This is a genomic window from Zestomonas carbonaria (assembly GCF_904061905.1).
Lineage (GTDB): Bacteria > Pseudomonadota > Gammaproteobacteria > Pseudomonadales > Pseudomonadaceae > Aquipseudomonas > Aquipseudomonas carbonaria.
In genome coordinates this window covers 1-24,818 of sequence record NZ_CAJFCI010000086.1, presented here as the reverse complement: position 1 = coordinate 24,818, position 24,818 = coordinate 1, and the positions used below count along the sequence as shown (strand labels likewise).

The 24,818-nt window shown below is 63.0% G+C and carries 19 protein-coding genes and 3 tRNA genes; 10 read left to right on the top strand and 12 right to left on the bottom strand.

Annotated features, from left to right (window positions below; translation table 11 throughout):
* The first annotated feature begins 46 nt into the window (after positions 1 to 46).
* From PSEWESI4_RS23480 to fabI, 6 genes are read left to right on the top strand one after another with little or no spacing between them, the layout of a single operon-like run.
* On the top strand, positions 47 to 1,876 hold the full coding sequence (locus PSEWESI4_RS23480; RefSeq protein WP_187673659.1) for an extracellular solute-binding protein: 1,830 nt from the start codon (positions 47 to 49) through the stop codon (positions 1,874 to 1,876).
* A complete protein-coding gene (locus PSEWESI4_RS23475; protein ID WP_187673658.1) occupies positions 1,873 to 3,714 on the top strand; it encodes an extracellular solute-binding protein in 1,842 nt (613 codons plus the stop codon). Before PSEWESI4_RS23480 ends, PSEWESI4_RS23475 begins: the two co-directional genes overlap by 4 nt.
* A complete protein-coding gene (locus PSEWESI4_RS23470) occupies positions 3,715 to 4,800 on the top strand; it encodes a microcin C ABC transporter permease YejB (RefSeq protein WP_187673657.1) in 1,086 nt (361 codons plus the stop codon).
* Position 4,801: 1 nt separating this feature from the next.
* Entirely contained in the window at positions 4,802 to 5,833 is a 1,032-nt protein-coding gene (locus tag PSEWESI4_RS23465) for an ABC transporter permease (protein ID WP_187673656.1), read from the top strand.
* Positions 5,834 to 5,837: 4 nt separating this feature from the next.
* Positions 5,838 to 7,445: an ABC transporter ATP-binding protein gene (locus tag PSEWESI4_RS23460; protein ID WP_187673655.1), complete on the top strand. Its 1,608-nt coding sequence runs from the start codon at positions 5,838 to 5,840 to the stop codon at positions 7,443 to 7,445.
* A gap of 18 nt (positions 7,446 to 7,463) precedes the next feature.
* A complete protein-coding gene (gene fabI / locus PSEWESI4_RS23455) occupies positions 7,464 to 8,261 on the top strand; it encodes an enoyl-ACP reductase FabI (RefSeq protein ID WP_187673654.1) in 798 nt (265 codons plus the stop codon).
* A gap of 90 nt (positions 8,262 to 8,351) precedes the next feature.
* Here fabI and PSEWESI4_RS23450 read toward each other — a convergent pair whose 3' ends face one another.
* From PSEWESI4_RS23450 to PSEWESI4_RS23410, 9 genes are all read right to left on the bottom strand, one after another.
* A complete protein-coding gene (locus PSEWESI4_RS23450) occupies positions 8,352 to 10,226 on the bottom strand; it encodes a SurA N-terminal domain-containing protein (protein WP_187673653.1) in 1,875 nt (624 codons plus the stop codon).
* 208 nt (positions 10,227 to 10,434) lie between these two features.
* The gene (gene hupB / locus PSEWESI4_RS23445; RefSeq protein ID WP_003282502.1) at positions 10,435 to 10,707 is read right to left on the bottom strand and encodes a nucleoid-associated protein HU-beta; all 273 of its coding nucleotides are present in this window, start codon (positions 10,705 to 10,707) and stop codon (positions 10,435 to 10,437) included.
* Positions 10,708 to 10,843: 136 nt separating this feature from the next.
* The gene (gene lon, locus PSEWESI4_RS23440; RefSeq protein WP_187673652.1) at positions 10,844 to 13,240 is read right to left on the bottom strand and encodes an endopeptidase La; all 2,397 of its coding nucleotides are present in this window, start codon (positions 13,238 to 13,240) and stop codon (positions 10,844 to 10,846) included.
* 150 nt (positions 13,241 to 13,390) lie between these two features.
* Entirely contained in the window at positions 13,391 to 14,671 is a 1,281-nt protein-coding gene (gene clpX, locus PSEWESI4_RS23435; RefSeq protein WP_187673651.1) for an ATP-dependent Clp protease ATP-binding subunit ClpX, read from the bottom strand.
* A 107-nt stretch (positions 14,672 to 14,778) separates the two neighbouring features.
* Positions 14,779 to 15,423 carry an ATP-dependent Clp endopeptidase proteolytic subunit ClpP gene (clpP, locus tag PSEWESI4_RS23430; RefSeq protein WP_187673650.1) on the bottom strand — a complete coding sequence of 215 codons (645 nt, stop codon included), beginning with the start codon at positions 15,421 to 15,423 and terminating at the stop codon, positions 14,779 to 14,781.
* A gap of 90 nt (positions 15,424 to 15,513) precedes the next feature.
* A complete protein-coding gene (gene tig, locus PSEWESI4_RS23425; protein WP_187673649.1) occupies positions 15,514 to 16,824 on the bottom strand; it encodes a trigger factor in 1,311 nt (436 codons plus the stop codon).
* Positions 16,825 to 16,960: 136 nt separating this feature from the next.
* Positions 16,961 to 17,045: transfer RNA gene (locus PSEWESI4_RS23420), tRNA-Leu, on the bottom strand.
* A gap of 52 nt (positions 17,046 to 17,097) precedes the next feature.
* Positions 17,098 to 17,173, bottom strand: a tRNA-His gene (locus tag PSEWESI4_RS23415).
* 37 nt (positions 17,174 to 17,210) lie between these two features.
* Positions 17,211 to 17,287: transfer RNA gene (locus PSEWESI4_RS23410), tRNA-Arg, on the bottom strand.
* 277 nt (positions 17,288 to 17,564) lie between these two features.
* On the opposite strand from PSEWESI4_RS23410, the gene folD reads away from it, so the two are divergent.
* On the top strand, positions 17,565 to 18,419 hold the full coding sequence (folD, locus tag PSEWESI4_RS23405; protein WP_187673648.1) for a bifunctional methylenetetrahydrofolate dehydrogenase/methenyltetrahydrofolate cyclohydrolase FolD: 855 nt from the start codon (positions 17,565 to 17,567) through the stop codon (positions 18,417 to 18,419).
* Positions 18,420 to 18,542: 123 nt separating this feature from the next.
* Here folD and cysS read toward each other — a convergent pair whose 3' ends face one another.
* Complete coding sequence (cysS, locus tag PSEWESI4_RS23400) at positions 18,543 to 19,928, bottom strand: cysteine--tRNA ligase (protein WP_187673647.1); 1,386 nt, start codon at positions 19,926 to 19,928, stop codon at positions 18,543 to 18,545.
* Positions 19,928 to 21,613: a glutamine--tRNA ligase/YqeY domain fusion protein gene (locus PSEWESI4_RS23395; RefSeq protein WP_187673646.1), complete on the bottom strand. Its 1,686-nt coding sequence runs from the start codon at positions 21,611 to 21,613 to the stop codon at positions 19,928 to 19,930. The genes cysS and PSEWESI4_RS23395 overlap by 1 nt, the downstream gene beginning before the upstream one ends.
* Positions 21,614 to 21,732: 119 nt before the next feature.
* On the opposite strand from PSEWESI4_RS23395, the gene PSEWESI4_RS23390 reads away from it, so the two are divergent.
* Together PSEWESI4_RS23390 and lpxH are read left to right on the top strand one after the other, a co-directional pair.
* Positions 21,733 to 22,224, top strand: a complete 492-nt coding sequence (locus PSEWESI4_RS23390; protein WP_187673645.1) for a peptidylprolyl isomerase — start codon at positions 21,733 to 21,735, stop codon at positions 22,222 to 22,224.
* A 131-nt stretch (positions 22,225 to 22,355) separates the two neighbouring features.
* Positions 22,356 to 23,078: a UDP-2,3-diacylglucosamine diphosphatase gene (gene lpxH / locus PSEWESI4_RS23385; RefSeq protein WP_187673644.1), complete on the top strand. Its 723-nt coding sequence runs from the start codon at positions 22,356 to 22,358 to the stop codon at positions 23,076 to 23,078.
* Between the two features lie 10 nt (positions 23,079 to 23,088).
* On the opposite strand, the gene miaE is transcribed toward lpxH, so the two are convergent.
* The gene (miaE, locus tag PSEWESI4_RS23380; protein WP_187673643.1) at positions 23,089 to 23,691 is read right to left on the bottom strand and encodes a tRNA-(ms[2]io[6]A)-hydroxylase; all 603 of its coding nucleotides are present in this window, start codon (positions 23,689 to 23,691) and stop codon (positions 23,089 to 23,091) included.
* Positions 23,692 to 23,849: 158 nt separating this feature from the next.
* Between miaE and PSEWESI4_RS23375 the strand changes: the two genes are divergently transcribed.
* Positions 23,850 to 24,713, top strand: a complete 864-nt coding sequence (locus tag PSEWESI4_RS23375) for a universal stress protein (RefSeq protein ID WP_187673642.1) — start codon at positions 23,850 to 23,852, stop codon at positions 24,711 to 24,713.
* The last annotated feature ends 105 nt before the right edge of the window (positions 24,714 to 24,818 follow it).

Below are 24,818 nucleotides of genomic sequence, written 5' to 3'. Positions count from 1 at the left end.
ACTCTCGCCAGAACGCCAAGCTGCTACGGATCGGATTCCCCGCCAGATGCGTCCCCTGCTCCTGCTGCTCTTCAGCCTGGTCTCCAGTCTCGACGCACTGGCCTCCATTACCGAACGCCACGGTTATGCCCAGTTCGGCGAACTGAAGTACCCGGCCACCTTCACCCATTTCGACTGGGTCAATCCCGACGCGCCCAAGGGTGGGACCCTGCGCCTGATGGCGCTTGGCACCTTCGACACCCTCAACCCCTATACCTTCAAGGGCACCAGCCCGGCCGCCACGGCGAACTTCCTGCAGTACGGCGCGAGCGAGCTGAACGAGACACTGATGGCCGGCACTGGCCAGTACGATCCGTCCGGCGACGAACCGGCCTCCAGCTATGGGCTGATCGCCAGGAGCGTGGAATACAGCGAGGATCGCAGTTGGGTCGTGTTCAACCTGCGCCCCGAGGCCCGCTTCCACGACGGCGTGCCGATCACCGCCTACGATGTCGCCTTCTCCTACCGCCTGCTGCTCAAGGACGGTCACCCGCAATACCGGACCAACCTGCAGGAAGTGAAGCGCGTCGACATCCTCAATCGCCACCGCATCCGCTTCGTGCTCAAGCGCGCCGGCAACCCGCTGCTGATCCTGCGCCTCGGAGAGCTGCCGGTCCTGCCGCAGCATTACTGGAAGAATCGCGACTTCAAGGCCACCACCTTCGTGCCGCCGCTGGGCAGCGGTCCCTACCGGATCACCAGGGTGGTGCCTGGCCGGGAGCTGGTGTTCGAGCGGGTCAGGAACTGGTGGGGCAAGGACCTGCCGGTGAATCGCGGCAAATACAACTTCGACCGCGTCGAGGTGGAGTTCTATCGCGACAACGACATCGCCTTCGAGGCCTTCAAGGCCAACGAATTCGACATCTACATCGAGCATCGGGCGAAGAACTGGGCCGGCGGCTATCGCTTTCCCGCCGTGTTGAGCGGCTCGGTGATCCGCGCCGAGATCACCCACCAGATACCCACCCAGACCCAGGCGCTGTTCATGAACACGCGCCGCGCGGTGTTCGTCGATCGCCGGGTGCGCGAAGCGCTGGGGTTGATGTTCGATTTCGAGTGGAGCAATCGCGCGCTGTTCAACGACGCCTACATTCGTAGTCGCAGCTACTACCCGAACAGCGAGTTCAGCGCCACCGGCAAGCCCGAGGGGCACGAATGGCTGCTGCTGTCCCCTCACCGCAAGCAGCTCCCGCCACAGTTGTTCACCGAACCGTTCACCCTGCCGCAGACCGACGGCCGTGGCATTCCCCGGGAAACCTTGCGCCGCGCCCTCGGTCTATTGCGCGAGGCCGGCTGGACGCTGTCCGGCCAGCAACTGGTCAACAGTCGCGGCGAGCCATTCCGTTTCGAGATACTCCTGGTCAACCCCAGTCTCGAGCGTATCCTCCGCCCCTACAGCGCCAACCTTGCCAGCATCGGCATCCAGGCCAGCCTGCGCACGGTGGACCGCGCCCAGTACAAGCAACGCCTCGATCACTTCGATTACGACATGGTGCTGATGACCCTGCCGCAGACCCTGAGCCCCGGCCTGGAACAATGGCAGTATTTCCATTCCAGCCAGCTTCAGGTCAAAGGCAGCAAGAACTATGCGGGCGTAGCCGACCCCGTGGTCGATCAACTGTTGAACAAACTGCTTTCCGCCCAGACTCGCGACGAGCAGATCGCCGCCGCCCGCGCCCTGGACCGGGTCTTGCTTTGGCAGCACTACAGCATTCCCAACTGGTACCTCAACTATCACCGCCTGGCGTACCGCAACCGGTTCGCCTTCGTCACCACGCCGCCCTATACCCTGGGCCTGCGCGCCTGGTGGCTGAAGCCTACGGAGAACGCCCCATGACCCATCCACTGCGCGCCCTGCTCCACGGCGCCAGCCTGTTGTTGCTCGGCTTCACCAGTCTGGCCCAGGCCGCCCCGCAGCACGCTCTCACCCTGTACGGCGAGCCGCCCAAGTATCCGGCCGACTTCCAGCACTTCGACTACGTCAACCCGGACGCACCGAAAGGAGGCACGTTGCGGCTGGCCAACTACGGCGGCTTCGACAGCCTCAACCCGTTCATTCCCAAGGGCAACGTGGAGAGCCGGATCGGCCTGGTCTACGACAGCCTGACCTATCACTCGCCGGACGAACCCTTCACCGAATACGGTCTGCTGGCCGAAAAGATCGAACAGGCCCCGGACAACAGCTACGTGCGCTTCCACCTCAACCCCAAGGCGCGTTTCCATGACGGAGAACCCGTCACCGCCGAGGACGTGAAGTTCACCTTCGAGGCCCTGATCGAGCACGGCGACCCGATGTACCGCCACTACTACGCGGACGTCTCCGAGGTGGTCATCGAGGATCCGCTGAAGATACGTTTCGACTTCAAGCACCAGAACAACCGCGAGCTACCGCTGATCCTCGGCCAACTGCAGATCCTGCCGAAACACTGGTGGGCCAATCGCGACTTCGCCAAGACCAGCCTGGAGCCCCCGCTCGGCAGCGGCCCCTATCGGGTCGCCAAGCTGGAATCCGGCCGCACCATCCGCTACGAGCGGGTCAAGGACTGGTGGGGCCAGGACCTGCCGGTCAATCGTGGCCAGTACAACTTCGACGCCATCGTGATCGACTACTATCGCGACATGTCGGTTGGGCTGGAAGCCTTCAAGGGCGGCCAGTTCGACCTGAACCTCGAGTATTCCGCCAAGGACTGGGCCACCGGTTATGAGTCCGCCGCGCTACGCGACGGCCGGATGATCAAGGAGGCGTTCCCCAACCACAATCCTGTCGGCATGCAGGCCTTCGCCTTCAACATCCGCCGGCCAATTTTCCAGGACCGCCGCGTGCGCGAGGCGATAGGCCTGCTGTTCGATTTCGAATGGTCGAACAAACAGTTGTTCTTCGGCGCCTACAAACGCACCAGCAGCTTCTTCGAAAACTCGGAGATGGCCGCCCACCAGTTGCCTGACGAAGAAGAACTGAAGATTCTCGAGCCGCTGCGCGACCAGTTGCCGCCGGAAGTGCTCACCGAGGTCTACCGTCCGCCGGTGACCAAGGGTGACGGCATCATCCGCGAGCAGAAGCGACGCGCCTACCAACTGCTTCAGGAGGCCGGCTACCGCATCGAAAACGACCGCATGGTCGGCCCGGATGGCACACCACTGACCTTCGAGTTCATGCTGTTCCAGACCAACATGGAACGCATCCTGCTGCCCTACAAGCGCAACCTCAGCGAGCTCGGCATCGACATGCAGATCCGCCGCGTCGACGCTTCGCAGTTCGTCAATCGCCTGCGCAACCGCGACTTCGACATGACCAGCGCCACCTGGGGCCAGTCCAATTCGCCGGGCAACGAGCAGCGCGAGTTCTGGCACTCCAGCAGCGCCGACAACCCGGGCAGCCGCAACCTCATCGGCCTGCGCGACCCGGCCATCGACCAACTGGTGGAAGGCCTGATCCGCGCCGACTCGCGGCAAAGCCTGATCGCCCACGCCCGCGCGCTCGACCGCGCTCTGCAATGGGGCTTCTACGTGGTCCCCAACTACTACGTGGACACCTGGCGCATCGCCTACTGGAACAAATTCGGCCATCCAGACAAGACGCCGCTGTACGACTACGGGTTGATGACCTGGTGGCACAAGAGCGACAAGGCCGAAGCCCGGCCGGCACAAGCCGCTTCCGCCGGGGATAGCCAATAAATGCTGGCCTATATCCTGCGGCGACTGCTGCTGATCATCCCTACCCTGTTCGGCATCCTGCTGATCAACTTCATCATCATCCAGGCCGCGCCCGGCGGCCCGGTCGAGCAAATGATCGCCAAGCTGGAAGGCTTCGACTCGGCCGCCGGCGGCGCCACCGGACGGATTTCCGGCGGCGGCGGCGAAGTTTCGGTGGCCGGTTCCAACTACCGGGGCGCCCAGGGTCTCGACCCCGAGCTGGTCAAGGAGATCGAGCGCATGTACGGCTTCGACAAGCCGGCGCCCGAACGCTTCTGGATAATGCTGAAGAACTACCTGCGCCTCGACTTCGGCAGCAGCTTCTTCCGCGACGCCAAGGTCACCGACCTGATCGTCGAGAAGATGCCGGTGTCCATCTCCCTGGGCCTGTGGAGCACCCTGATCATGTATCTGGTGTCCATCCCCCTGGGGATCGCCAAGGCCACCCGCCACGGCAGCACCTTCGACCTGTGGACCAGCACGGCGATCATCGTCGGCTACGCGATCCCCGCCTTCCTGTTCGCCATCCTGCTGATCGTGCTGTTCGCCGGCGGCAGCTACTGGGACTGGTTCCCGCTGCGCGGCCTGACCTCGAACAACTTCGACGAGCTGAGCCTGGGCGGCAAGATCCTCGACTACTTCTGGCACCTGACCCTGCCGGTCACCGCGCTGGTGATCGGCAACTTCGCCACCCTCACCCTGCTGACCAAGAACAGCTTCCTCGACGAGATCAACAAGCAATACGTGGTCACCGCCCGCGCCAAGGGCCTGACCGAGCGGCGCGTGCTCTACGGCCACGTGTTCCGCAACGCCATGCTGATCATCATCGCCGGCTTCCCGGCGGCCTTCATCGGCATCTTCTTCACCGGCTCGCTGCTCATCGAGGTGATCTTCTCCCTCGACGGGCTGGGGCTGATGAGCTTCGAGGCAGCGATCAACCGCGACTACCCGGTGGTATTCGGCACCCTGTTCATCTTCACCCTAGTCGGACTGCTGGTGAAGTTGATCGGCGACATCACCTACACCCTGGTCGATCCGCGCATCGACTTCGAAAGCCGGGAGGGCTGAGATGGGCTTCGCACTCAAGCTATCGCCACTCAACCGCCGCCGCTTCGAACGCTTCAAGGCGCACAAGCGCGGCTGGTGGTCGCTGTGGCTGTTCCTCGCACTGTTCGGCCTCAGCCTCGGCGCCGAGCTGGTCGCCAACGACAAGCCGCTGGCGGTGCGCTACGACGGCGAATGGTACTTCCCGGTATTCAAGCGCTATCCGGAAACCACCTTCGGCGGCGAGTTCCCCCTGGAGGCCAACTACAAAAGCCCCTACATGGAGGAGCTGATCGCCGAGAAAGACGGCTGGATGCTCTGGCCACCGATCCCATACAACTACTCGACCATCAACTACGAGCTCACCGTACCCGCCCCCTCGCCGCCCTCCACCGAAAACTGGCTGGGCACCGACGACCAGGGCCGCGACGTGCTGGCGAGGGTGATCTACGGCTTCCGTATCTCGGTGCTGTTCGCCCTGGTGCTGACCCTGCTCAGTTCGCTGATCGGCGTGATCGCCGGCGCCCTGCAAGGCTTCTACGGCGGCTGGGTCGACCTGTTCGGCCAGCGCTTTCTCGAGGTCTGGTCCGGCCTGCCGGTGCTCTACCTGCTGATCATCCTGGCCAGCTTCGTGCAACCCAACTTCTGGTGGCTGCTCGGCATCATGCTGCTGTTCTCCTGGATGAGCCTGGTGGACGTGGTGCGCGCCGAGTTCCTGCGCGGGCGCAACCTCGAGTACGTGCGTGCGGCCCGCGCGCTGGGCATGCAGAACGGCGCCATCATGTTCCGCCACATCCTGCCCAACGCGATGATCTCGACCATGACCTTCATGCCGTTCATCCTAACCGGGGCGATCGGCACCCTCACCGCCCTGGACTTCCTCGGCTTCGGCCTGCCGCCCGGCTCTCCGTCGCTGGGCGAGCTGGTCGCCCAGGCCAAGTCCAACCGCCAGGCGCCCTGGCTGGGAATCACCGCGTTCCTGGTCCTTGGCGTCATGCTCAGCCTGCTGGTGTTCATCGGCGAGGCCGCGCGCGATGCCTTCGACCCGAGGAAATGACGCCATGACCGAGAACCTCATCGAAGTACGCGATCTCGCCGTGGAATTCGTCGCCGGCGACCAGGCCCAGCGCGTGGTCGAGGGCGTCAGCTTCGACATCCGCCGCGGCGAGACCCTGGCACTGGTGGGCGAAAGCGGTTCGGGCAAATCGGTGACCGCCCACTCGATCCTGCGCCTGCTGCCCTACCCGCTGGCCCGCCATCCCGTCGGCAGCATCCGCTACGGCGGCCAGGATCTGCTCACCCTCCCCGACGCCAAGCTGCGCTCCATTCGCGGCAACCGCATCGCCATGGTCTTCCAGGAGCCGATGACCTCGTTGAACCCACTGCACAGCATCGAGAAGCAGATCAACGAGATCCTCGCCCTGCACAAGGGCCTGACCGGCAAGGCGGCCACCGCGCGCACCCTGGAACTGCTGGAGATGGTCGGCATCCCCGAGCCGCGCAAGCGTCTCAAGGCCTTTCCCCACGAACTGTCCGGCGGCCAGCGGCAACGGGTGATGATCGCCATGGCCCTGGCCAACGAACCCGAGCTGCTGATCGCCGACGAACCGACCACCGCCCTGGACGTCACCGTCCAGCTCAAAATCCTCGAATTGCTCAAGGACCTCCAGCAACGCCTGGGCATGGCGCTGCTACTGATCAGCCACGACCTCAACCTGGTACGAAGAATTGCCAGCCGAGTATGTGTCATGCAGCGCGGTCGGGTCGTCGAACAAGCGTCGTGTGAAGAATTGTTCCATGCGCCGCAGCATCCCTATACCCGGGAACTGCTCGGTGCCGAGCCCAGCGGCGAACCGGCGCACAACCCGGTCGGCCCGCCGCTGCTGGAAGTCGACGACCTGCGCGTGTGGTTCCCGATCAAGAAAGGGCTGCTGCGTCGCACCGTCGACTACGTGAAAGCCGTGGACGGCATCCGCTTCAGCCTGCCCAAGGGACAGACCCTCGGCATCGTCGGCGAGAGCGGCTCCGGTAAATCCACACTGGGCCTGGCGATCCTGCGACTGCTCGGCAGCCGGGGTTCCATCCGCTTTCAGGGCCAGGCGCTGAATGGTCTCTCGCAGCGCGAAGTACGTCCGCTGCGCCGGCAGATGCAGGTGGTGTTCCAGGACCCGTACGGCAGTCTCAGTCCGCGCATGTCGGTCGGGCAGATCGTCGGCGAAGGCCTGAACATCCATCGGATCGGGAGCGAGGCGGAGCAGGAACAAGCAATCATCGACGCACTCCTGGAGGTGGGCCTGGACCCGGAAACCCGGCACCGCTACCCCCACGAGTTTTCCGGCGGGCAACGGCAGCGTATCGCCATTGCCCGGGCCTTGGTCCTGAAACCGGAGCTGATCCTGCTGGACGAGCCGACTTCCGCGCTCGACCGGACGGTTCAGCGCCAGGTGGTGGAATTGCTGCGCTCGTTGCAGGCCAAGTACAACCTGACCTACCTGTTCATCAGCCATGATCTGGCGGTGGTCAAGGCTCTCAGCCACCAGTTGATGGTGGTCAGGCACGGTCAGGTCGTCGAACAGGGGTCGGCGGAGGACATCTTCTCCGACCCGCAACACCCTTACACCCAGCAGCTGCTGGAGGCTGCCTTCTTGGCCCCCGCCGCTGTCGATTAACCAGAAGAGGAAGAAGACATGGGTTTTCTCGCCGGTAAGCGCGTCCTGATCGTAGGTGTCGCCAGTAAACTGTCCATCGCATCCGGCATCGCCGCCGCCATGCATCGCGAGGGCGCACAGCTTGCCTTCACCTACCAGAACGACAAGCTCAAGGGCCGCGTCGAGGAGTTCGCCGCGGGCTGGGGTTCCAGCGCCGACCTGTGCTTCCCCTGCGACGTCGCCAGCGACGAGGACATCGCCAAGGTGTTCGAGGAACTGGGCAAGAAGTGGGACGGCCTGGACTGCATCGTCCACTCGGTGGGCTTCGCTCCCGGCGACCAACTGGATGGCGACTTCACCGAAGTCACCACCCGTGAAGGCTTCCGCATCGCCCACGACATCAGCGCCTACAGCTTCGTCGCCCTGGCCAAGGCCGGTCGCGAGATGATGAAAGGCCGCAACGGCAGCCTGCTGACCCTCTCCTACCTGGGCGCCGAGCGCACCATGCCGAACTACAACGTCATGGGCATGGCCAAGGCCAGCCTGGAAGCCGGCGTGCGCTACCTGGCCGGCAGCCTCGGCCCGGAAGGCACCCGCGTCAACGCCGTCTCCGCCGGCCCGATCCGCACCCTGGCCGCCTCCGGCATCAAGAGCTTCCGCAAGATGCTCGCCGCCAACGAAGCCCAGACCCCGCTGCGTCGCAACGTGACCATCGAGGAAGTCGGCAACGCCGCCGCCTTCCTGTGCTCCGACCTGGCCTCGGGAGTCAGCGGCGAGATCATGTACGTCGACGGCGGCTTCAACACCACCGCGATGGGCTCGCTCAACGAGGAATAAACCTCGCCAGGAAAACAAGAAAGGCCGCTGATGCGGCCTTTCTTGTTTCTCGGAGACGACTGTGGAGCGGCCAAGGCCGCCCCACGACTATCAGCGTCGCTCGATCTTCGCCTGGCGCTCCAGCGCATTGCGGAAAGCGGAGAAGTCCTGCTGGCCGCTGCGCGAAGCCAGGAACTGCCGATACATGTCCCGCTCGTCCGCCGCCAGCTCACCTTCGGGCTCGCTGACGCCTTTCAGTTGCAGGATCACATAATCGCCGTTGGCGAGGGTCACGCCGGTGAAAGTCGGCTTGCCATCGGCCTGCGGCCTGGGCATGCGGAACAGCGCCTGCAGGAGCACCGGCTCGACGCCGTCCTGACTGCGGGTCGCGGCTTCCACCTGATGCCAGGTCTGCCCGTCCTCCGCCAGAGCGACCGGAGTCTTGCCCTCGCGCAGGCCGGCCAGCAGCGCCTCGCCTTCGGTCCTGGCCTGCTCAGCGGCCCGTTCTTCGGTCAGATGCTCGCGAATGGTCGCGGCCACCTGATCGAATGGAAGCTGTTCCGGCTTCTTGTGCTCCTTCACGCGCAGCACCACGACGGTATCAGGGTCCAGCTCCAGGGCGCTGCTGTTGGCCCCCTCCTCCAGCACCTCGGGGCTGTAGGCCGCCTGGATGACCTGGCTATTGGCGGTCAGCCCCTCGCCACCTTCACGTCCGAAGGGTGCGGTGGTCTGGACCTGCAGGCCGAGATCCTGTGCGGGCTGCGCCAGGTCGGAAGCTTCGAAGGCCGCATCCTCGAGCGCCTTGGTCGCCTCGACGAAACGCTGCTCGACCTGCTGGGTCTTGAGCTCGCGCACCAGTTTCTCTTTCAGGCTGTCGAAGCTGGGCACCTCGGGAGCCTGCACGCCCAGCAGCTTGATCAGGTGCCAGCCGTAGGGCGAGCGGACTGGCTGGGAAATCTCGCCGTCCTTCAGCGCGTACAGGACTTCCTCGAACTCCGGATCGTAGACGCCCGGCCCGGCATAACCCAGCTCGCCGCCGTTATCGGCCGAGCCCGGGTCTTCGGAGAACTCCTTGGCCAGAGCCGCGAAATCCTTCCCTTCATCGAGTTGCTTGCGAATCTCCTCGATCCTGGCCTTGGCCTGCGCCTCGTCGACCTTGTCGTTCACCTCGATGAGGATGTGCGCGGCATCGCGCTGCTCGGCCAGATTGGATATCTCCCGCTGATAGAGCGCCTGCAGCTCCTCGTCATTGACGGTGACCTTGTCGAAGAAGGCATCCTTCTTCAGCTCGATGTACTCCACGACCACCTGCTCGGGGCTCATGTACTGGGCGGCGTGCTCCTCGTAATAGCCCTTGGCCTCATCGTCGGAAACCTCGACCTTGGCCTTGTCGGCCTCGATGGTGAGGCTGGCGAAGTCGCGGGTCTGCCGCTCGAGCCGGGCGAATGCCTGGACTTCCTCGTCGGTCACGAAACCGCTGCCGGAAATGCCTGCCCGAAGCTGGCCGATCAGCATTTCCTGCTCGAGCATCTGGCGGAATTGCAGGCGGGTGTAACCCATCTGGCGGATGACCTGGTCGAACAGGTCCGCATTGAACTTGCCATCGATCTGGAACTCGGGCGTTTGCAGGATCACCTGGTCGAGCAATGCCTGCGAGAACACGAAATTCGCGTCATTGGCGCTTTGCAGCAGCAATCTCCGCTCGATCAGCCCCTTCAGCGCTGCCTCGCGCAGCAGGTTGTCGTCGAGTCGAGAGGCATCGAAATCCTTGCCCAGGCGCTGGATCAACTGGCGGCGCTGCAAGTCCACGGCCTGGCTCAGCTCGTTCCGGGTGATTTCGTCGCCATTGACCTCGGCCGCGACCTGGTCCTGGTTCATCGTGTTGACGATCGCATCGAAGCCGGTCAACGCCATCAGGACGACGATGACACCGATAATGGTCTTGGCGATCCAGCCTTGTGAATTATCCCTGATGTTCTGCAGCATGCTTGCCCCCGAAAACGGCTGAACCGAACAACACAGCCGCGGAGTGTAGGTAGACCAAATATAAGAAAGGCGCATCCGAGGATGCGCCTTCGATTTACTGCTGGAGCGGTCGAGCCGCGCGCTAACGCTACTCAGGGCTGTCGGTTGACCGACCGGTTACCGCTCCATGCCCAGGACGAGGCCTGGTAGGGCAAGGCCCGAAGAGCGCTTAGTTGACAGCGTCTTTCAGGGCTTTACCAGCTTTGAAGCCAGGGATCTTGGCAGCAGCGATGTTGATCGGCTTGCCAGTCTGCGGGTTGCGGCCAGTGCGGGCAGCGCGCTCTTTGACAGCGAAGGTGCCAAAGCCAACCAGTACGACAGAGTCACCAGCCTTCAGAGCGCCAGTAACGGATTCGATCACTGCATCCAGCGCACGGCCAGCGACAGCTTTCGGGATATCAGCGGATGCAGCGATAGCATCAATCAGTTCCGACTTGTTCACTCTTAAGTCCCCTTATTCCTGTTGAGTTTGTTTCTTAATTTTTGGTGTAAGCAAAGCGGGCGCCGAATGGCCTGCCGACACAATAAGAGCCGCTTTATATCAAGGGCTTTAAAAATGTGTCAAGGAAGCCCCTCGGCTAATGCGTGCTGATTCGCTCCTTGGAATCAGACTCGCGTTTGTCATCCTTTGCAACCATCTCCGGAGCCGCATCGGGCAAGGGCTCCGGGGCGTATTGCAGCGCAATTTGCAGGACCTCGTCAATCCATTTAACCGGTTTAATCTGCAGGTCTTGCTTAATATTTTCAGGAATTTCCTTAAGATCGCGGACATTTTCTTCAGGAATGATCACGATCTTGATTCCGCCCCGATGAGCCGCCAGCAGTTTTTCCTTGAGCCCGCCAATTGCCAGCACTTGGCCACGCAAGGTGATTTCCCCGGTCATGGCGACATCCGCCCTCACCGGGATCTGCGTCAAGGCGGAAACCAGCGCCGTGCACATGCCGATACCCGCGCTCGGCCCGTCCTTCGGCGTGGCGCCTTCGGGCATGTGGATGTGGACATCGCGCTTCTCGTGGAAGTCCGCCGCCACCCCCAGGCTCTGCGCCCGGCTGCGCACCACGGTCAGCGCCGCAGTGATCGACTCGACCATCACATCGCCCAGCGAACCGGTCTTGATCAACTGCCCCTTGCCCGGGACGACGGCAGCCTCGATGGTCAGCAACTCGCCGCCCACCTGGGTCCATGCCAGGCCGGTGACCTGGCCAATCTGGTCCTGCTGCTCCGCCAGCCCATAGCGGTACTTCCTGACGCCGAGGTAATGCTCGAGCGAATCAGCGGTCACCGTTACCTTGAAGCGCTTCTCGCTCACGTGCTCCTTGACCACCTTCCGGCACACCTTGGCGATCTGCCGCTCGAGCCCGCGCACGCCCGCCTCGCGGGTGTAGTAGCGGATCATGTCGCGGATCGCTTCGGGGTCGAAGTCCAGCTCGCCCTTCTTCAGGCCGTTGGCCTGGGTCTGCTTCGGTGCCAGGTACTTCACCGCGATGTTGATCTTCTCGTCCTCGGTGTAGCCCGGCAGACGGATGACCTCCATGCGGTCCAGCAGTGGTGCCGGGATGTTCATGGAGTTGGCGGTGCAGAGGAACATCACGTCCGACAGGTCGTAGTCGACCTCCAGGTAGTGATCGTTGAAGTTGTGATTCTGCTCCGGGTCGAGCACCTCGAGCAGCGCCGAGGCCGGATCGCCACGCATGTCCTGCCCCATCTTGTCGATTTCATCGAGCAGGAACAGCGGGTTGCGCACGCCGACCTTGGTCATCTTCTGGATCAGGCGGCCCGGCATGGAGCCGATGTAGGTGCGACGGTGACCGCGAATCTCGGCCTCGTCCCGCACCCCGCCCAGCGCCATGCGCACGAACTTGCGGTTGGTCGCATGGGCGATGGATTCCGCCAGGGAGGTCTTGCCCACCCCGGGCGGGCCCACCAGGCACAGGACCGGCCCTTTCACGCTCTTGACCCGCTTCTGTACGGCGAGGTATTCGAGGATGCGTTCCTTGACCTCTTCGAGGCCATAGTGGTCGGCGTCCAGGATCGACTCGGCCCGGGACAGGTCGAGCCGCACCTTGCTCTCGGCCTTCCACGGAACGTTGACCAGCCAGTCGATGTAGGAGCGCACCACGGTCGCTTCGGCAGACATCGGCGACATCTGCTTGAGCTTGTTCATCTCGGCCTGCGCCTTCGCATAGGCCTCCTTGCTCATGCCGGCGTTCTCGATGCGCTTCTTCAGCTCCTCGAGTTCGCTGTGCCCTTCGTCGCCATCCCCAAGTTCTTTCTGGATGGCCTTCATCTGTTCGTTCAGGTAGTACTCGCGCTGGCTGCGCTCCATCTGCTTCTTGACGCGGCCACGGATGCGCTTCTCCACCTGTAGCAGGTCGATCTCCGCGTCCAGCAGGGCCAGGACGTGCTCGACCCGCGCCGGAAGCTCGGTGATTTCGAGTATTTCCTGCTTCTGCTCGATCTTCAGCGCCATATGCGCCGCCATGGTGTCGACCAGACGGCCCGGCTCATCGATGCTGTTCAGCGACGACAGCACTTCGCTGGGCACCTTCTTGCCCAACTGCACGTACTGCTCGAACTGGCTGAGCAGGCTGCGGGTAAAGACTTCGGACTCGCGTTCGGCAACTTCCGGCTCGTCGATCAGCGACACTTCGACGCGGTAATGGCCGTCCACTTCGACGAAACGCTCGACCGAGGCGCGCTGCTCGCCCTCGACCAGGACCTTGACGGTGCCGTCCGGCAGTTTGAGCAATTGCAGCACGGTCGCGACAGTGCCCACACGATAGAGCGCTTCCTCGCCCGGATCGTCGTCGGCCGGGTTCCTTTGGGCCAGCAACAGGATCTGCTTGTCGCCGGTCATGGCAGCTTCCAGGGCTTCGATCGACTTTTCGCGGCCGACGAACAACGGGATGACCATGTGCGGATAGACCACCACATCGCGCAGCGGCAAAAGAGGCAATTCGACTGTTGTCTTCATGATTTCGGCTCTACGGCGGCCATTCGGCCGTGGAAGGATGGGCAATGCCCTTGCCCCTAAGATGGAGGCAGGGGGAGGAAAAAACAAGCATTGCGGAAGGAAATGAAAAGGGGCCGCATGGGCCCCTTTCATGGTCGAACGAAAGACCGATCAGGCCTCGGGAGCCGCCTTGGCGGGCTGCTCGCTGTTTTCGTAGATCAACAGCGGCTTCGAGGTGCCGGCGATCACGCTTTCGTCGATGACGACCTTGCTGACATCGCTTTGCGACGGGATGTCGTACATGGTGTCGAGCAGTACGCCTTCCAGGATCGAGCGCAAGCCGCGCGCGCCGGTCTTGCGCTCCAGAGCGCGCTTGGCCACCGCACGCAGGGCGTCCACGCGGAACTCCAGGTCCACGCCCTCCATCTCGAAGAGCTTGGCGTATTGCTTGGTCAGCGCGTTCTTCGGCTCGGTGAGGATCTGCACCAGGGCAGCCTCGTCCAGCTCGTCCAGGGTGGCGATGACCGGCAGGCGACCGACGAACTCGGGAATCAGGCCGAACTTGACCAGATCGTCCGGTTCCACCTGGCGCAGCGACTCGCCGACCTTCTTGCCTAGGTCAGGGCTGCGAACCTCGGCATTGAAGCCGATGCCGCCCTTGCTGGAACGGTTCTGGATGACCTTCTCCAACCCCGAGAACGCCCCGCCGCAAATGAACAGGATGTTGCGGGTATCGACCTGCAGGAACTCCTGTTGCGGATGCTTGCGGCCACCCTGCGGCGGCACGGACGCCACGGTGCCCTCGATCAGCTTCAGCAGCGCCTGCTGCACGCCTTCGCCGGAGACGTCGCGGGTGATGGAAGGATTGTCCGATTTGCGCGAGATCTTATCGATCTCGTCGATGTAGACGATGCCCATCTGGGCCTTCTCCACATCGTAATCGCACTTCTGCAACAGCTTCTGGATGATGTTCTCGACGTCCTCGCCGACATAACCCGCCTCGGTCAGGGTCGTCGCATCGGCGATGGTGAACGGTACGTTGAGCAGGCGCGCCAGGGTCTCGGCGAGCAACGTCTTGCCCGACCCGGTGGGGCCGATCAGCAGGATGTTGCTCTTGCCCAGCTCGACGTCGTCCTTCTTGTCACGCTGGTTCAGGCGCTTGTAGTGGTTGTACACCGCTACCGCCAGAATCTTCTTCGCACGCTCCTGACCGATGACATATTGATCGAGGATGCTGCTGATTTCCTTGGGCGCTGGAAGTTTGTGCGCATTGCTTTCGGCCTGGGCTTCCTGCACCTCCTCGCGGATGATGTCGTTGCACAGGTCGACGCACTCGTCGCAGATAAAGACCGAGGGGCCGGCAATCAACTTGCGCACTTCGTGCTGGCTTTTGCCGCAGAAGGAACAATAGAGCAGCTTGCCGTTATCCTCGCCGTTGCGGGTATCAGTCATTCGATCAATCCAATCCGGTAGGCTTGAAACACAAGATGAAGGCAAATGCGGGCATTTTCAAGCCCGCGCAACGGCCGGCCAGCGGCCGACCGCAAGGGGTGGATGGCTTAGCCGGCGATCTGGCGCCGGGTCAGCACTTGGTCGATGAGGCCGTACTTGACGGCTTCCTCGCCACTCATGAAGTTGTCGCGGTCGGTATCGCGGGCGATCACGTCGATCGGCTGGCCACAATGCTCGGCGAGGATCTTGTTCAGGCGCTCGCGGATGGTGAGGATCTCGCGGGCATGGATCTCGATATCCGAGGCCTGACCCTGGAAGCCGCCCAGCGGCTGGTGGATCATCATCCGCGAGTGCGGCAGGCAGTAGCGCTTGCCCGCGGCGCCGCCGGCCAGCAGCAAGGCGCCCATGCTGCAGGCCTGGCCGATGCAGATGGTCGATACGTCGGGCTTGATGAACTGCATGGTGTCGTAGATCGACATGCCCGCGGTCACCGAGCCGCCCGGCGAGTTGATGTACAGGTGAATGTCCTTGTCCGGGTTCTCGGCCTCGAGGAACAGCAACTGGGCCACCACGAGGTTGGCCATGTAGTCCTCGACCTGGCCGACCAGGAAGATCACCCGCTCCTTCAACAGGCGCGAATAGATATCGTAGGCGCGTTCGCCGCGAGCAGACTGCTCGATCACCATCGGCACCAGGCCACCAGCGGCCTGGATATCGGGCATTTGCTGCATAAAAAGAGGATTACGGGACATGTCGTGCGATCGCTCCCTAACTTGTCATGTCTCAGATACACATAAGCCAGCGCGGAGGCTGGCTTATGGAGTGCTCTAACAGCGGTTCGGTCAGGCAGCTTTTGGAGCTTCAGCCGGCTTGACCGCTTCCTCGTAAGAGACCTGCTTATCGGTCACTTGGGCCTTCTGCAGGACAGTATCTACAACTTGTTCTTCCAGCACAACCGAACGCACTTCGTTCAGTTGCTGGTCGTTCTTGTAGTACCAGGCCACCACTTGTTCCGGCTCCTGGTAAGCCGAGGCCATCTCCTGGATCAGCTCGCGAACACGTGCTTCGTCCGGCTTCAGCTCGAACTGCTTGACCACTTCGGCGACGATCAGGCCCAGCACGACACGGCGCCTGGCCTGCTCTTCGAACAGCTCGGCCGGCAGTTGGTCGGGCTTGATGTTGCCACCGAACTGCTGGACGGCCTGCACGCGCAGACGGTTCACTTCGTTGCCGATCAGCGCCTTCGGCACTTCGATCGGGTTGGCGGCCAGCAGGCCGTCCATCACCTGGTTCTTCACCTTGGACTTGATGGCCTGGCGCAGCTCGCGCTCCATGTTCTTGCCGACCTCGGCGCGGAAACCTTCGAGACCGCCTTCCTTGATGCCGAACAGGGCGAAGAACTCGTCGTTCAGCTCGGGCAGCTTGGCCTCGGAAACGCTGTTGACGGTGACGGTGAACTCGGCGGACTTACCGGCCAGGTCCAGGTTCTGGTAGTCGGCCGGGAAAGTCAGGCTGAGCACGCGTTCCTCACCCGCCTTGGCGCCGACCAGGCCTTCTTCGAAGCCCGGGATCATGCGACCGGAGCCCAGCACCAGGGCAGTTCCCTTGGCCGAACCGCCAGCAAAGGCTTCGCCGTCGATCTTGCCGACGAAGTCGATGTTCAACTGGTCGCCGTCCTGGGCTTCACGCTCGACCTTCTCGAAACGGGTGTTCTGCTTGCGCAGGATTTCCAGCATGTTGTCCACGTCGGAGTCCTGGACATCGGCCTGCAGGCGCTCGACGGCGATACCTTCGAAACCGGCCACCTGGAACTCGGGGAACACTTCGAAAGTGGCGACGTACTCCAGGTCCTTGCCCTTCTCGAAGGTCTTCGGCTCGACGGACGGCGCACCGGCCGGGTTGAGCTTCTGCTCGACGACCGCTTCGTAGAAGGTTTCCTGGATCAGGTCGCTCAGGGCTTCCTGGCGCGCGGCGCCTTCGTAGCGCTGGCGAATGACGCTCATGGGCACTTTGCCCGGGCGGAAACCTGGGATCTTGGCGCGGCGGGCAGTCTGTTGCAGACGCTTGTCGACTTCGGTCTCGATACGCGCGGCCGGGACGCCGACAGTCATGCGGCGCTCAAGAGCGGAAGTGTTTTCAACAGAAACTTGCATGGATATTCCTCGTTGCACAGACGTTAGCCGGCCGTTACCAGCCCTAGAATCAAGGGCAAGCATTCTAGTAGGTGATTTCGCAGAAGTCACCCTGCCGGACGCAGGTTAAATAAGGAGGGAAATAACACGGGAAAGGTGGTGCGGACGGAGAGACTCGAACTCTCACACCTTGCGGCGCCAGAACCTAAATCTGGTGTGTCTACCAATTTCACCACGTCCGCAGACTAGCTCTAAAGCAAGACGCCAGGCTTGAACCTGGCGTCTTGTGGAATATGGGGTGGACGATGGGAATCGAACCCACGACAACAGGAATCACAATCCTGCGCTCTACCAACTGAGCTACGCCCACCATATTGCATCTTGCATCGCTTGCCTGAACTGCCGAATGGCGCACCCGGCAGGACTCGAACCTGCGACCATCCGCTTAGAAGGCGGATGCTCTATCCAGCTGAGCTACGGGCGCTTGATCATCGGCACTTCGGTTGAAGCACAGATTAAAAGCCCTGGCTTTTGCGAACCACACATGGACTCGCATTCGCCTTCTAACCCCGCGCTAGCCGTGCTCGACAAGCGGGGCGAATCTTAATGGGGCGCTTCAGGCACGTCAACTATAAAACGTAAAAAATTCAGCGAGATAAATGAGTTACGGGAAAACCGCACGCCTCCGCCTTTGCCCGCTCCTCCGGTCATGCGAGAATGCGCGTCCTTTTTCAATCCTTTCCAATGGTTAACCACGCGTCATGACCGCACAATTGATCGACGGCAAAGCGATCGCCGCCAACCTCCGCCAGCAGATCGCCCAGCGCGTCGCCGAACGCAGCCAGCATGGCCTGCGCACTCCTGGCCTGGCGGTAATCCTGGTCGGCACCGACCCCGCCTCCCAGGTCTATGTCTCGCACAAGCGCAAGGACTGCGAGGAAGTGGGCTTTCTGTCCCAGGCCTACGACCTGCCGGCCACCACCAGCCAGCAGGAGCTGCGCGAGCTGATCGACAGCCTGAATGACGACCCGAACATCGACGGCATCCTGGTCCAGCTTCCTCTGCCGGAGCATCTGGATGCCTCGCAACTGCTCGAACGCATTCGCCCGGACAAGGATGTCGACGGTTTCCACCCTTATAACGTCGGCCGCCTCGCCCAGCGCATCCCGCTGCTGCGTCCCTGCACGCCGAAAGGGATCATGACCCTGCTGCACAGCACCGGGGTGAACCTGTACGGTATGCACGCGGTGGTGGTCGGAGCCTCCAATATCGTCGGCCGCCCGATGGCGCTGGAACTGTTGCTGGCCGGCTGCACCGTCACCGTGACCCACCGCTTCACCAAGGACCTGGCCAGCCACGTCGCCAGCGCCGACCTGGTGGTGGTGGCCGTCGGCAAGCCCGGGCTGGTCAAGGGCGAGTGGATCAAGCCCGGCGCAGTGGTCATCGATGTCGGCATCAATCGCCAGGAAGACGGCAAGCTGGTGGGCGACGTGGTCTATGAGACCGCCCTGCCCCGCGCCAGTTGGATCACCCCGGTTCCCGGCGGCGTCGGCCCGATGACCCGCGCCTGCCTGCTGGAGAACACGCTCTATGCGGCGGAGCACCTGCATTCGTAAGATGTTCGACGAAAACAGGAAAGGCCGCATTCGCGGCCTTTCCTGTTTCTGGCGGTAATTTTTGATGGGCTGTCACCCCACCCTGCCTGGGGTCCGCAGGATGGGTGGCAACCCCAGCGGCATCTACTCAGCCAGGCGCCAGGTGGTGCCGGCCTTGCCATCTTCCAGCACCACCCCCATGGCGGTGAGCTGGTCGCGGATGCGGTCGGATTCGGCCCAGTTCTTCTCGGCACGGGCAGCAAGGCGCGCCGCGATCAAGGCTTCGACCTCGGCGGCATCGACCTTGCCGGAAGCTCCAGCCTGGAGGAAGGCCTCGGGCTCCAGTTGCAGCACACCGAGCAGGCCGGCCAGTTCCTTGAGGCGGGCGGCCAGGCCAGCGGCGGCTTGCAGGTCGCTGTCGCGCAGGCGGTTGGCCTCACGAGCCAGCTCGAACAGCACGGCGCAGGCTTCCGGGGTATTGAAGTCGTCGTCCATCGCCACCGCGAAACGCTCGACGAACGCCTCGCCACCCGACGGCGCGGCCTCCGGCAGCCCCTTGAGGGCATGGTAGAAGCGCTCCAGCGCCCCCTTGGCCTCTTTCAGGCTGTCCTCGGAGTAGTTGATCGGGCTGCGGTAGTGGCTGGCCACCAGCAGGTAGCGCACCACTTCCGGGTGGTACTTCTCCAGCACTTCGCGGATGGTGAAGAAGTTGCCCAGCGACTTGGACATCTTCTCGCCGTCGACGCGCACCGCGCCGGCGTGCATCCAGGTGGCCGCGTAGGGCTTGCCGGTGGCCGCCTCGCTCTGCGCGATCTCGTTCTCATGGTGGGGGAACACCAGGTCCGGGCCGCCGCCATGGATGTCGAAGGTATCGCCCAGGCAGCAGGTGGACATCACCGAGCATTCGATATGCCAGCCCGGCCGCCCCGGCCCCCAGGGCGAGTCCCAGCTCGGCTCGCCGGGTTTGGCACCCTTCCACAGAACGAAGTCGAGCGGGTCTTCCTTGATTTCGTCCACCTCGATGCGCGCACCGATCTTCAGGTCCTCGATCTTCTTGCGCGACAGCTTGCCGTAGCCGGCGAACTTACCGACCCGGTAGTAGACGTCTCCATTGCCCGGCGCGTAGGCGTAGCCCTTGTCGATCAGGGTCTGGATCATCTGGTGCATGCCGGCGATGTGGCCGGTGGCGCGCGGCTCGATGTCCGGGCGCAGCACGGCCAGGCGGGCCTCGTCCTCATGCATCGCGGCGATCATGCGTTCGACCAGGGCCTCGAACGGCTCGCCGTTCTCGTTGGCGCGCCTGATGATCTTGTCGTCGATGTCGGTGATGTTGCGCACGTAGGTCAGGTCGTAGCCGCCATATCGCAGCCATCGAGCGATCACGTCGAAAGCCACCATCACCCGCGCATGGCCGATATGGCAGAAGTCATAGACGGTCATGCCGCATACGTACATGCGCACCTGGTTGTCGACCAGCGGCTTGAAGGCTTCCTTGGTCTTGCTCAGCGTGTTGTAGATCGCCAGCGCCATTATTGGCCACCCCAGGAATCACGCAGGGTGACGGTACGGTTGAACACCGGGGCGCCCGGCTTGCTGTCCTTGAGGTCGGCGCAGAAATAGCCTTCGCGCTCGAACTGGAAGCGGTCCTCAGGCTGCGCCTGGGCCAGCGACGGCTCGGCGCGGCAGCCCTTCAGGACGAGCAACGACTCGGGGTTGATGTTGTCGAGGAAGCTGCCGCCCTCTTCGGCCTTCTCCGGGTTCGGCGAGCGGAACAGGCGGTCGTACAGGCGCACTTCGCACTCGATACTGCCTTCGGCCGGCACCCAGTGGATCACACCCTTGACCTTACGGCCTTCGGGGTTCTTGCCCAGGGTGTTCTCGTCATAGGAGCAGCGCAGCTCGACGACATTGCCGGCTTCGTCCTTGATCGCCTCATCGGCACGGATCACGTAGCTGCCGCGCAGGCGCACTTCGCCACCGGGCACCAGGCGCTTGTAGCCGGCCGGCGGGTTTTCTTCGAAATCGCCGGCATCGATGTACAGCTCGCGGGAGAACGGCAGCATGCGCACGCCCATGTCCTGCTTGGGATGACGCGGCAGCTCGAGCTGCTCGACCTTGCCCTCGGGATAATTGGTGATCACCACCTTGAGCGGCTTGAGCACGCACATGGCGCGCGGCGCGGTGGCATCCAGGTGGTCGCGGATGGCGAACTCCAGCATGCCGATGTCGACCACGCCGCTGGCGCGGTTGACGCCGATCATCTCGCAGAAGTTGCGGATCGATTCCGGGGTGTAGCCACGACGGCGGTAACCGGACAGGGTGGACATGCGCGGATCGTCCCAGCCGGCCACGTGCCCTTCGTCCACCAGTTGCTTGAGCTTGCGCTTGCTGGTGATGGTGTAGTTCAGGTTGAGGCGCGAGAACTCGTACTGGCGCGGCTTGCACGGCACAGGCAGGTTGTCCAGGAACCATTCGTAGAGCGGGCGATGATCCTCGAACTCCAGGGTGCAGATGGAGTGGGTGATGCCCTCGATGGCGTCCGACTGGCCATGGGTGAAGTCGTAGCTCGGGTAGATGCACCACTTGTCACCGGTCTGGTGGTGATGGGCATGGCGGATGCGATAGAGGATCGGGTCGCGCAGGTTCATGTTCGGCGACGACATGTCGATCTTCGCGCGCAGCGACCTGGTGCCGTCCGGGAACTCGCCGGCACGCATGCGGGCGAACAGGTCCAGGTTCTCCTCCACCGAACGGTCGCGGAACGGGCTGTTCTTGCCCGGCTCGGTCAGGCTGCCACGGTACTCGCGCGCCTGCTCGGGCGACAGGTCGCAGACGAAGGCCTTGCCGGCCTTGATCAGCTCGACGGCCCAGTCGTGCAACTGGTCGAAATAGTCGGAGGCATAGTGCGGCTCGCCGGCCCACTGGAAGCCCAGCCACTTCACGTCGTTCTCGATGGCGTCGATGTATTCCTGGTCTTCCTTGGCCGGGTTGGTATCGTCGAAGCGCAGGTTGCACTCGCCACCGAACTCCTGGGCGAGGCCGAAGTTCAGGCAGATCGACTTGGCATGACCGATGTGCAGGTAGCCGTTGGGCTCCGGCGGGAAGCGGGTGACGATCTTGCCGTGCTTGCCGCTGTCCAGGTCGGCCTGGACGATGGGGCGGAGAAAATTGGCGGCTGCGGTGCCTTCTTTGGTTTCGACGCTGGGCTTGCTCATGGGGTCCTTGATCGCGCTGGTGCGGCTCAGGGTAGGCCGCTCAAATCAAAGCGCTTATCATAGCCGAAGCTGTCAACCCCCTGACAGGCCTTCGATTTTCCCGATAGAGCGATTTCACCATGATCAAATTGCACACCAACTACGGCGTCATCACCCTGCAACTGTTCGCCGACAAGGCCCCGGAAACCGTGGCCAACTTCGAGGAGTACGTTAAGGCCGGTCACTACGACAACACCATCTTCCACCGCGTGATCAACAACTTCATGATCCAGGGCGGCGGTTTCGAGCCCGGCATGAAGCAGAAATCCACCCGCTCGCCGATCAAGAACGAGGCCAACAACGGCCTGTCCAACAAGGTCGGCACCGTCGCCATGGCCCGCACCATGGAACCGCACTCGGCCAGCGCGCAGTTCTTCATCAACGTCGCCGACAACAACTTCCTCGACCACAGTGCGCCGACCGTGCAGGGCTGGGGCTACGCGGTGTTCGGCGAAGTGGTCGAGGGCATGGACGTGATCAACAAGATCAAGGGCGTGGCCACCACCATGCGCTCCGGCCACCAGGACGTGCCGGTGGATGATGTGGTGATCGAGAAAGCCGAAATCGTCTGACAGGCCGCTGAAAACCACTGCGCTCGGCCAGGCGGCGTTGAAGACAGACCCGGACCACTCATTTACAACTGCGCCCTCGTCTGTCTTCGCCCTGCCTGGCCTTCGCTCGCTACCCTTTCAACGGCCTGCCCATGATCCTGCTGATCTCTGACCTGCACCTGGAAGAAGAACGCCCGGACATCAGCCGGGCGTTTCTGCATTTTCTCGAGCGACGCGCCTCCCGGGCCGAAGCGCTGTACATCCTTGGCGACTTCTTCGAAGCCTGGATCGGCGACGATGCCATGACGCCCTTCCAGCGCGGCATCGCCAAGGCCCTGCGCAAGCTGAGCGACAGCGGCACGAAAATCTTCCTGATGCACGGCAACCGCGACTTCCTGATCGGCCGCGAATTCTGCCGCGAAGCCGGCTGCACCCTGCTCGCCGACCCGACGCGGGTGGAGATGAACGGCGAACCGGTGCTGCTGATGCACGGCGACAGCCTGTGCACCCGCGACGAGGCCTACATGCGCCTGCGCCGCTGGCTGCGCAATCCGGTCACGTTGTGGATCCTGCGCCACCTGCCGCTGGCCACCCGCCACGAGCTGGCGCGCAAGCTGCGCAAGGAAAGCCGCGCGCAGACCAGCATGAAGGCCAGCGAGATCACCGACGTCACATCGGATGAAGTGCCGCGAGTCATGGCCGCCCATGGGGTGCGGACGCTGATCCATGGCCACACCCATCGCCCGGCCATCCACGACCTGCAGGTGAATGGCCAACCCGCGCAACGCATCGTTCTCGGCGACTGGGACAAACAGGGCTGGGCCCTGCAGGTGGACGAACGGGGCTTCCACCAGGCGCCATTCGAGCTCGACTGACGCCCGCCCTTCAGGCAGCCGCTCCGCTGTGGAAGCGGAACTCCGCATCGGGCGTCAGGATCGCATCGCGCTCGATCCCGGCGAAGAACGCCACGCGCTCGTCGATCGACTCCTCGGCATAGCCCTGGGCCATCTGCAGATAACCCTGGTAATGCCGCGCCTCGGATTTGAGCAGCGAGCGGTAGAACCCGCCCAGCTCCTCGTCCAGATACGGCGCCAGGCGATGGAAACGCTCACAGGAGCGCGCCTCGATGAAGGCGCCGACGATCAGGGTATCCACCAGCTTGTGTGGCTCGCTGCTGCGAATATGCTTGTGCAGGCGCTGCGCGTAGAGTGCGGCGCTGACCGGCCGGTAGCGAATGCCGCGCTTTTCCATCAGCGCCGCCACCTGCTCGAAATGGCGCAGCTCCTCACGGGCCAATCGCGACAATTTGTATTGCAGATCGGCCTTTTCGACATAACGGAACAGCAAGGTCAGCGCGGTCGATGCCGCCTTCTTCTCGCAGTTGGCATGGTCGATCAGCAGCAGATCCTGGTTCTGCAGCGCCTGGGCGATCCACGCATCTGGCGTGGGGCAAAGCAGGAAAGATTCGATTTCCGGGAGCAGGGACATGGACTCACAAAGGGCGTGCAAAGGATTGGAGGCTGGGCATTATACGAATGCATGTCGCGAGGACCAGCGATCACCATTGATCCAGCTCAAGAATCGTTCTATCCACTAACAACTACAGTTGTAGCCAGGCATACGCAATGTTCAGGGAGGTGGAAACCATGCAAGCCATACGCAGCATTCTGGTGGTAATGGAACCCGACCAGCCGGAAAGCCTCGCGCTGAAGCGGGCCAAGCTGATCGCCAACGTAACCCAGTCGCACCTGCACCTGCTGGTCTGCGACAAGAAAGAGGATCACTCGGCCTATCTCGACGGCATCAGCGCTACCCTCCAGCAGGAAGGCTTCAGCGTCTCCAGCCAGCAGGCCTGGCACGAAACCCAGCACGAGACCATCATCACCGTGCAGCAGGCCGAGGGCTGTGGGCTGGTGATCAAGCATCACCTGCCGGACAACCCGCTGAAGAGAGCCCTGCTCACCCCGGACGACTGGAAACTGCTGCGCTACTGCCCTGGCCCGGTGCTGATGGTGAAGACCGAAAGGCCCTGGACCGGCGGCACCATCCTCGCCGCGGTCGACGTCGGCAATGCCGATGGCGAGCACCGCACCCTGCACGCCACCATCATCAGCCACGCCTACGATATCGCCGGCCTGGCCAAAGCCGACCTGCACGTCATCGCCGCGCACCCCTCGCCGATGCTGTCCGCCTCCGATCCGGTGTTCCAGCTCAAGGAAACCATCGAGGCCCGCTACCGCGAGCAGTGCAAGAGCTTCCAGACCGAGTACGGCTTCAGCGACGAGCAATTGCATATCGAGGAAGGCCCCGCCGACGTACTGATCCCGCACGTGGCGAACAAGCTGGGAGCCGTCGTCACGGTGATCGGCACGGTCGCCCGCACCGGCCTGTCCGGCGTGCTGATGGGCAATACCGCCGAGGTGGTGCTGGATACGCTGGAAAGCGACGTCCTGGTCCTCAAGCCGGAGGCGATCATCGATCACCTGGAGGAACTGGTGGCGCAGCGTTGATGGATTCCCGCGTTCGCGCACTACTGTCCGGAATATTTTCGAGGGGGCGTCTGGAGGGCTTGCGGGGGCTGAAGGCACGGGTTAAACCGTTGAGCGCCAACTCAA

What these genes read in the sequence shown, in the direction of transcription:
- PSEWESI4_RS23480 (WP_187673659.1), top strand. Translation starts at nt 47, where the DNA reads ATGCGTCCCCTGCTCCTGCTGCTCTTCAGCCTGGTCTCCAGTCTCGAC.
- PSEWESI4_RS23475 (WP_187673658.1), top strand. Translation starts at nt 1,873, where the DNA reads ATGACCCATCCACTGCGCGCCCTGCTCCACGGCGCCAGCCTGTTGTTG.
- PSEWESI4_RS23470 (WP_187673657.1), top strand. Translation starts at nt 3,715, where the DNA reads ATGCTGGCCTATATCCTGCGGCGACTGCTGCTGATCATCCCTACCCTG.
- PSEWESI4_RS23465 (WP_187673656.1), top strand. Translation starts at nt 4,802, where the DNA reads ATGGGCTTCGCACTCAAGCTATCGCCACTCAACCGCCGCCGCTTCGAA.
- PSEWESI4_RS23460 (WP_187673655.1), top strand. Translation starts at nt 5,838, where the DNA reads ATGACCGAGAACCTCATCGAAGTACGCGATCTCGCCGTGGAATTCGTC.
- fabI (WP_187673654.1), top strand. Translation starts at nt 7,464, where the DNA reads ATGGGTTTTCTCGCCGGTAAGCGCGTCCTGATCGTAGGTGTCGCCAGT.
- PSEWESI4_RS23450 (WP_187673653.1), bottom strand. Translation starts at nt 10,226, where the DNA reads ATGCTGCAGAACATCAGGGATAATTCACAAGGCTGGATCGCCAAGACC.
- lon (WP_187673652.1), bottom strand. Translation starts at nt 13,240, where the DNA reads ATGAAGACAACAGTCGAATTGCCTCTTTTGCCGCTGCGCGATGTGGTG.
- clpX (WP_187673651.1), bottom strand. Translation starts at nt 14,671, where the DNA reads ATGACTGATACCCGCAACGGCGAGGATAACGGCAAGCTGCTCTATTGT.
- clpP (WP_187673650.1), bottom strand. Translation starts at nt 15,423, where the DNA reads ATGTCCCGTAATCCTCTTTTTATGCAGCAAATGCCCGATATCCAGGCC.
- tig (WP_187673649.1), bottom strand. Translation starts at nt 16,824, where the DNA reads ATGCAAGTTTCTGTTGAAAACACTTCCGCTCTTGAGCGCCGCATGACT.
- folD (WP_187673648.1), top strand. Translation starts at nt 17,565, where the DNA reads ATGACCGCACAATTGATCGACGGCAAAGCGATCGCCGCCAACCTCCGC.
- cysS (WP_187673647.1), bottom strand. Translation starts at nt 19,928, where the DNA reads ATGGCGCTGGCGATCTACAACACGCTGAGCAAGACCAAGGAAGCCTTC.
- PSEWESI4_RS23395 (WP_187673646.1), bottom strand. Translation starts at nt 21,613, where the DNA reads ATGAGCAAGCCCAGCGTCGAAACCAAAGAAGGCACCGCAGCCGCCAAT.
- PSEWESI4_RS23390 (WP_187673645.1), top strand. Translation starts at nt 21,733, where the DNA reads ATGATCAAATTGCACACCAACTACGGCGTCATCACCCTGCAACTGTTC.
- lpxH (WP_187673644.1), top strand. Translation starts at nt 22,356, where the DNA reads ATGATCCTGCTGATCTCTGACCTGCACCTGGAAGAAGAACGCCCGGAC.
- miaE (WP_187673643.1), bottom strand. Translation starts at nt 23,691, where the DNA reads ATGTCCCTGCTCCCGGAAATCGAATCTTTCCTGCTTTGCCCCACGCCA.
- PSEWESI4_RS23375 (WP_187673642.1), top strand. Translation starts at nt 23,850, where the DNA reads ATGCAAGCCATACGCAGCATTCTGGTGGTAATGGAACCCGACCAGCCG.